The organism is Candidatus Merdisoma sp. JLR.KK006, from assembly GCF_036941035.1.
GTDB lineage: Bacteria > Bacillota > Clostridia > Lachnospirales > Lachnospiraceae > Laedolimicola.
This window is the reverse complement of sequence record NZ_JAYMNS010000061.1, coordinates 1-5890: the sequence shown is the minus strand read 5'-3', so window position 1 is coordinate 5890 and position 5890 is coordinate 1. Positions and strand designations below refer to the sequence as shown.

Annotated in this window: 9 protein-coding genes; all 9 read right to left on the bottom strand. The window is 47.3% G+C overall.

All coding sequences use genetic code 11. From position 1 onward, the window contains the following. Window positions 1-831 (bottom strand): relaxase/mobilization nuclease domain-containing protein (locus VSQ61_RS22415; protein WP_334346539.1); only part of this gene is annotated, 831 nt, incomplete at its 3' end. A gap of 29 nt (window positions 832-860) precedes the next feature. Beyond that, on the bottom strand, window positions 861-1193 hold the full coding sequence (locus VSQ61_RS22410; protein WP_334346538.1) for a plasmid mobilization protein: 333 nt from the start codon (window positions 1191-1193) through the stop codon (window positions 861-863). Continuing rightward, entirely contained in the window at window positions 1194-1778 is a 585-nt protein-coding gene (locus VSQ61_RS22405; protein WP_334346537.1) for a hypothetical protein, read from the bottom strand. Between the two features lie 12 nt (window positions 1779-1790). Then, entirely contained in the window at window positions 1791-2693 is a 903-nt protein-coding gene (locus tag VSQ61_RS22400) for a phosphoadenosine phosphosulfate reductase family protein (protein ID WP_334346536.1), read from the bottom strand. 381 nt (window positions 2694-3074) lie between these two features. Next, complete coding sequence (locus tag VSQ61_RS22395; RefSeq protein ID WP_334346535.1) at window positions 3075-4046, bottom strand: DUF3991 domain-containing protein; 972 nt, start codon at window positions 4044-4046, stop codon at window positions 3075-3077. 3 nt (window positions 4047-4049) lie between these two features. Continuing rightward, window positions 4050-4592, bottom strand: coding sequence for a JAB domain-containing protein (locus tag VSQ61_RS22390; protein ID WP_334346534.1), 543 nt, complete (start codon window positions 4590-4592; stop codon window positions 4050-4052). After that, entirely contained in the window at window positions 4564-4698 is a 135-nt protein-coding gene (locus VSQ61_RS22385; RefSeq protein WP_334346533.1) for a hypothetical protein, read from the bottom strand. The genes VSQ61_RS22390 and VSQ61_RS22385 overlap by 29 nt, the downstream gene beginning before the upstream one ends. Window positions 4699-4705: 7 nt before the next feature. Beyond that, the gene (locus VSQ61_RS22380; protein WP_334346532.1) at window positions 4706-5713 is read right to left on the bottom strand and encodes a DUF5688 family protein; all 1008 of its coding nucleotides are present in this window, start codon (window positions 5711-5713) and stop codon (window positions 4706-4708) included. After that, window positions 5643-5890, bottom strand: a 248-nt coding sequence (locus VSQ61_RS22375) for a hypothetical protein (protein ID WP_334346531.1), incomplete at its 5' end; no start/stop codon positions are given. The genes VSQ61_RS22375 and VSQ61_RS22380, both read right to left, overlap by 71 nt.

The window sequence follows — 5890 nt, the reverse complement described above, 5'->3', positions numbered from 1 at the left end:
AAATCCTTGAAAAATAAGGAAAAAGACTTGACTAAATAGGGAGGAAAGGGTTTCCTGTGGGATCCGTTCCCGAATCCGTTCCTCCGTATAATTTCCCCCCAGTGACCTTAAACGCCGAAACCTGCTCATGCCCATGGGCTTGATAGCCAGGTATTTTCCCTCCGTCCGGTATGCGTTCTTTATCTCATACCCCATGCCGGACAGTATGGACAAAAAGGATTCATAGGTTGCCGCCTGCAGGATGGATGCGTCAATGTCACGCCTTATCATGTCGGCCCAGATATATTTCCCATTCCGAAAGTCCTCCCACTCCTGGTACTTTTCCGATTTCTTCGCCCCATCCTCGGATATTTCAATGGTTGAAAGGCCATATTCCCTGCATAACCGGTTTGTGATGGGCTGTATCTCCTTTTCCCAGTCTCCCTTTTTATAGCGGTATTTCAGACCGTTTCTAAAGCTGACGCTGTTAAAAATAATATGGCCGTGGACATGTACCGTGTTGTCATGCACCGCATATAAGGCTTCATAATTCTTTCCCAGATACTCCCCTGCAAATCTTCCAATCACCTCAAAGGCCGTGTCCGCATCCACCTCTCCCTCCGCAAAGGAAATAATAAGGTGGTATCCCTGCCGCTTGTCGGTCTTTCCAAACTGCTCCTTGGTCCGATGCATCTGCTCGTATGCCTGCTCCCTCTGGCAGTTTAAGGAGCCTGTAAACCGCCCGTTGTCCGTTTTGTCCGGATCTGTGATATAGTCAAGGGCCTGCTTTAAATGCTTCCCTGCGTACCCTGCACCGCAGTCACCGATATAGAGAATCTTGCTGATTGCCATTTTTTCTGCCGCCTTTGCTCCCTGCCTTTTTACAAGTCCCCTATTTTATCCACCGCCGCCTGAACCGTCAGGTTCAGCTTTTTCATGCAGGCAAGTAAAAATTCCCGATCCTCCATGCGGTACAGCTTTGAATTATGGTTCCTTGCTATCTGGTTCACGTTGTTCCCAATGGCACTGACCTCCCCGATCAGCTCTTTTAACAGGATGCGGATTTCTGGATAATCTTTGGGCTTCTGCGAGAGGAGCAGGCGGAGGTATTCCGATTCTTTCATCCCCCGTTCCCGTGCCTGCTCTTTCAATCTGTCCGCTTCTTTTCGGGTCAGGCGGAATGGCTTGATGATCTCTTTCTTTCCCTCCGGCATCTAGCGTGACCTCTCTGTATTTTGTTTTAATGCCAGGGAGACGTCCGGAAGCGGATCCTTTCCTGCATCTATGGCTTCTTTCATTTTCTCGATTGCACCGTCAATCCCGTCCTTGGATTCCATATCCCGGATAAATTCCTCCGCCAGTGTCCGGGCCAGTTCCTCGATCTCCTTTCCGTATTTCGTGCGGTCAAACAGGTTATCCAGAATCACTTCATCCGTGCAAAAGCGGCTCAGCCTTGCACTGATCCCATTGCACGTCTTCCTGTCCTCGGTGTCCATCAAATCCTGGGTAAGCTGTAAGATGGCTTCAAAATTGTACTCGCAGGCGGAATTGATCACATCTTCTATGGCATCAAGCTCCCAGTGTATTTTGCCCTGCTCTTCCCCCGAAACCTGTTCTCCACGGTACAACTCCCCGTCTTTTTGCCCTAATAAAATTGACTGTTCCTTAACACAGCCTAACAACGTCTCTCCCTCTTGTTCCGTAATGGGAAATGTTTCTTTTAAAAATTCAGCAAGTGCCTTTCCGTTTTGAAAAGGCTTTGGCCCTCCTGCGTTTTTCTTCCTGTCTGTTTCTTTCAAATGGCTTGCCTCCTATTCCAATTCCATCTGTTTACCGTTTTCACTTCTCCATTCCTCAAAATCCTCAAGCTTTAACTGCCCCTCCACTTGTTCCACCTCCATCCACCAGAGAAACACGTCCTCCGCCGTCTTCCATCTGGTCTTTGAACCGCCGGCATGTATGCAGTCCAGCATCCTGTCAAATGCCCGGATGTACGCATGCTTGTAGGTGGGAAACAGGGAAAACTCTTTCCACCGGATTTTCCCGGCCATGGGACATCCGATGCATCCCACACGAAAGAAGCCCATCTCATAGAGGGGATTGACGGGTAGCCTTTCACTCTCGATATACTCCCACACGTCCCGGTCTTTCCAGTCCACAATAGGGTTGCAGATCCGTTTTCCCTTTAAGGAGCAGTTCTCAAAAAGAAGCCGTCTCTCGTCATTGTCATTGTTCAAGATCAATTTCTTGCCCGGATCCTTTGTAAAGTTTTCAAAGATTCCCCGGTTGCTTTTGCGTTTTACGCTCTCATCCCAACGAACGCCCGTGATGATAAACCGCCCCATTCCACCGCCCTCCTTTAAAATCTGACAGCAATACCGCTGTATCCTTGTGGGTGGAAATTTCTTTATGGGAATGAGCTTCCACATGGTCGCTCGCTCTCCTTTGTAAAAAGGATAATTAATTTGACAGGGAATGCCGCTTTGCTCCAGACGTTTGAAATTCTCCCTTAGATAGTAAATGGTCTGGGGTGCGTCCGCTGTGGTAAGGTTGTGCTGTACCTCATAGGGGATGCCCGCCCTCCTTACGATCTCCCTGCATATGGCACTGTCCTTTCCTCCGCTGTCCGTCACGACGAGAGGACTTCCGTAAAGGGCAAGCGACATCTCGGATGCCGTTCTTACCCGTTCGATTGCTTTTTGCTCTAAATCCATGCAAAAGGGAGTCAGATATCTTTTCCCTGGCCAGGAACTCCACCTCCTTTCTCCGGTTTTGTGTATAAAAAAAGCTCCGATTCCCTTTCCCGGCATCGGCTCTTTTAAAATTCCCAACGGGAATTTGCCAGATACGCACTTTGTAATACAAGTGCCTCTGGTTAGGGGAACACCCCTAAAACCCCGTTTATCCTATACGATAAGTTGATATTTTAAGTTGAAAACAGGAATTTCAGTTGACTTTTTCAACTGATTTTCCAAAATTCAACTTACTTTTTCAGTCCATGTCCGCTTCCATCCTCTTCCAGAAATTTCCTGCTAAGTTGAAATCGAGAAGCTTAAGTTGACTTTTTCAGTTGACTTTTACTGCTCCCACATTTTTCAACGCACGGCTCTCTTCTCCTTTCCGATCTGGCCGCTTAGCTCTTTTATCTTCTGCAGAAACAGGTTGTAATCCTTACAGCCCTTTGGCGGCGGACAATCCTCCACCTCGTAGCCTGCTTCATCGTATTTCTGCATCAGCTTTTCCGCTGCGGCTCTGCCAGGCCCATCATTGTCAAGGCAGAATTTGATGCTCCGGATTTGTGGATGCTCTTTTAAAAACGTCTCCAGGGGAGCATCCGCCAGCATCCCAAGGGCAAGCTTGTTGGTGTGAAAATCGTTGTAGATGTCCATATAACTCATCAGATCAATGGCTCCCTCAAAAACCACTAGCTCCGTACTGCTGTCATTACGGACGTTGAAGCCATAGCTTTTATCATTTCCGGCAACATCACATTTAAAGCCTTTTCCATTTGTACCCGATATGCCACGCATGCTTGCGAAATGTGTAATTCCGGTTTTATCCCTGCCTTTGAAAACAATGTTGTGGTAACGCTTCTCCTCATAGATGAGATCCGACTTTAAAAAGTAATTAATAACTTCCCCTGACAGCTTCCTTACTTCCTTAAGGTACAGGTAAAGACAGCCATTATTCTCAGCAGGCTCCGGCAGTATAAACGGCTTTTTCTTTTCCTCTTTCGTAGGCTCCATGATTTGATTCCTTGTTTCCCAGCCGCCTGTCCTTTGATATCCCGCAAAGTCAAGGAGCCAGAAAACAGCTTCTTTCACCTCCATCCCTGCGAACACTCGCAGAAAATCTATCTGCGATCCGCCGTTCTCTCCCCTGTCATACTCCCTGGACCACCGGAACCAGGTCTTACGGTTGTAGATACGGATGGAATCCATCTCTTTTAGGGTGTGGTAATTCCCAATCTTTTTTACCGTATAGCCAAGACTGGATGCAACGGCTGTCAGATCTACACTCTTTGCAGCGGCAAGTTCTTCCTGGGTAAAACTGTTTCTTCTGTCCATAGATTATCTCCCTCTTTTGGGTTCTGCGGCCAATGCCTGGTTTTTAAATTCAAGCTGTTCATAATTCTGAATCACGGAGATCTTGGGCCGTTCCATCATTTTTTTCTCGTGAAAACTGAAATAGCATCTGTTGTTTCCCCCTACGATGACGTGATCCAACAGCGGTATTCCCAGTAAATCTGTCAGCTTTAAGATGCGGTCCGTCAGCATGGTGTCTTCCTTTGACGGCATGACATTGCCGCTTGGATGATTGTGAACCAGTATCATATTTGCCGCATTGGAGAGAATGGCACTTTTAAACAATTCTCTGGGTTCTGCTATTGCTTTATTAATTGCCCCTATGCTTGCGAAATTGCAGTTAATGGGGGTTCCGTCTTCTTTCAGGTTGAGCACACATAACACCTCCCGATCCATTTCTCCAAGAACCTCTCCCACCACTGCGACTGCATCCTCCGGACGGCAAATCTTTCTGTCTGAAAACAGGGGAGCGTCTCTCACAAGCCGCACGGATACCACATCAAGCTGAAACGACTCCCTGGTCTCCAAGGCTTTCCTCCTTTTCCGGCTCCACACGGATTAGAAAATCCCCCGTCTGAGCCTTTATGAATGCGAAAAGTTCTTCCATTGTAACCTCTCTGATTTCTTCTTTCATTTCTTTCCTATCTGGACTGCTTTGTCCCGTAAGCAAGGGACGGCTCTGCCACAATCCGATCCAGTCTCTTGTTTGGCATGTCCGTGGCAAGGGTGATTTCCCGCAGTTCCTTGTCATAGTGGTATACCTGATTGGACAGTCTTTCATCCACAAGCACTGCTGACATGTTAATGTCCATAACCATCTGTGCCAGCTCATTCGGATCCCCAAAATCAGCGGATACGGCAATCACTTCGTTTATGGATGAGGGCATAAGATATAAGTCAGCCCCCAGCTTTTCCGAAAGCCCATGCAATTCTTCCTCATACAGTATGGACACCGCCCCGTTTATCTGCTGTTCATTGCTGATTACATACATCAGGTTCCCCACAGCATCTTCTTCCACCTCCATACTCATAACCTCAATCGGCATAAAGTCCCCTACCATATCCCAGAGCACTTGATTCATGGTTTTTATTACCGGCGGAAATAACCGCTTTGTGTTGTGGATGGCCGCTTCATACAGATCGCTTTCTTCCATTCCCAGTTGCTTTGCCAGATTTTTATTCACGAGGGATGACCGGATTTCCCCAGGGAGTATCTCTGCCACAAGACGGTACACGATGGAAAGATCCTGAAAGGGCCTGTGGGGGAGGGTCTTTAACAGTTCCTTGTTTTGCTCCGTGTTGATAAGCTGTACCACCAATTTTTCTTTTGCGTTTTCCAAAAGGCCGTGCCCGTTTTTCATGATCTCATCTTCGTAGGCATCCTTAAGCTCCAGTGCCGCCGCCTGCAGGGTTTCCTTTAAGTCTCCGCTTTTCTTGTAATCCTGGTACATATAGTTCAGATAGATTCTGGGCTTTACGTTCGTCCGCTGTCTGCTCTCTTTCATAGGAGCAAACAGCTCCAAGGCATCCAGCTTTTGATTCACTTTTAATACCGGGCGGATTTCTGCCGTGCAGCCCTCAAATCCGCTTGGCATGTAGTTTAGAAGCTGCTCCCTTGCCACTTCTTTGAAAGTTTCGTAGTCCATCATTTTGATTGTTTCCTCCTTTTCCCCTGTCTGCCGCAGGTTCCTTGTGCTGATTTTGTAATTTACTTTCTCTGTATGGAACTGTGCAAACAAAAAAGCCAGGGAGTGCTCCTTGGCTTAATCGCTGTGTTTCATTCTGTTTTATGGGTTTTCTAATTTCTCTTTTTATGGTGGTATTCC